Here is a 1219-nt window from a genome sequence, read left to right as displayed (position 1 = left end):
GCGAGGGTGGCTACGGCAAGGACAAGCCCCGGGATGGCGGCTTCGGAAAGCCGAAGTCCGACAAGGCGCGTGATGGCGGGTTCGGAAAGCCCAAGCGTGACGGCAAGCCTGGTGGCAAGACCGGCGACGGCGCACGCAAGCCTGCGGGCAAGTTCGGCGACAGGCCCGGCAAGTTCGGCGACAGCAAGCCCAAGGGCAAGTCCGCCGGTCCCGCGCCCGACGCCCGCGACGCCTCGCGCCGCTTCACCCCGCCGGGTGGCGCCAAGCCCGGCGCCCGCACCCCGCGCAAGCCCGGTGCCGGCGGCAACGAGCCGCCCCGCCGCGGCAAGCGCTGATCCTGCGCGCGCGGCCTCGCCGGGCCGCGGCTTTCTCTGCCCGCGCAGCCCGGGACGTCTGGAACAGGACAGGCGCCCGGTGCTAGGGCTGGCGGGACGCTCCGCCATCCCAGCCGCCGAGGATCCGACGTGCTCATCCTGACCATCTGGCCGCTCTTCGCGCTGATCTGCCTCGGCTACGTGCTGGCCCGCGCCGGGTTCCCCGAGCCCGGCTTCTGGCCCGCCGCCGAGCGGATGAACTACTTCATCCTCTTCCCCGCGCTGCTGGTCGCGAGCCTCATGAAAGCGCCTGTGCGCGATCCCGCGATCCTGAAGCTCGGCGCGGCGGCCATCGCCACGGTCTGTATCGCGGCGCTCTTCATGCTGCTGGCCCGCCGGATCCGCGGCGTCCCCGCCTCGCGCTTCGGGCCGGCGCTGCAGGGCGTGGTGCGCTTCAACACCTATCTCGGGCTTGCCATCGTCACGAGCCTGTCCGGCCCCGAGGGCATCGGCCGGGCGGCGGTCTACCTCGCGGTGACCGTGCCGCTGGTGAACGTGCTGTCGATCATGGCGCTGACCGAGGCCAACGCGCTTCGCGATCCGCTGGGGCTCGGGCGGGCGATGCTGCGCAACCCGCTGATCCTCGCCTGCATCGTGGGCATCGTGCTGGCGCTCTCGGGCATCGGCCTGCCGTTCGGCGGAGGCACCTTCCTCGAGCTTCTGGCCCGCGGCAGCCTGCCGCTCGGCCTGCTCTGCGTCGGCGCGGCGCTGCGTCCGGTCGCGATGCGCAAGGACGTGGTGGCGCTGGTCGGCAACGGCGCGCTGCGGCTCCTGGCGATGCCGGTTCTGGCGGCGGGTGTGGCAGCGCTTTTCGGCCTCGGCGCGACCGAGGCGATGGTGCTGGT

1 protein-coding gene and 1 pseudogene are annotated in these 1219 nt (G+C 73.0%); both read left to right on the top strand.

Annotated features, from left to right (window positions below; translation table 11 throughout):
- Positions 1 to 335, top strand: a pseudogene (locus HC022_RS26950) (ATP-dependent RNA helicase); the annotation flags it as partial.
- 129 nt (positions 336 to 464) lie between these two features.
- Positions 465 to 1219 (top strand): AEC family transporter (locus HC022_RS26945; protein WP_167454421.1); only part of this gene is annotated, 755 nt, incomplete at its 3' end.

Origin of the sequence: Salipiger sp. HF18, assembly GCF_011806505.1 — a bacterium.
GTDB classification, from domain to species: domain Bacteria; phylum Pseudomonadota; class Alphaproteobacteria; order Rhodobacterales; family Rhodobacteraceae; genus Salipiger; species Salipiger thiooxidans.
This window is presented reverse-complemented; position numbering and strand designations above follow the sequence as displayed.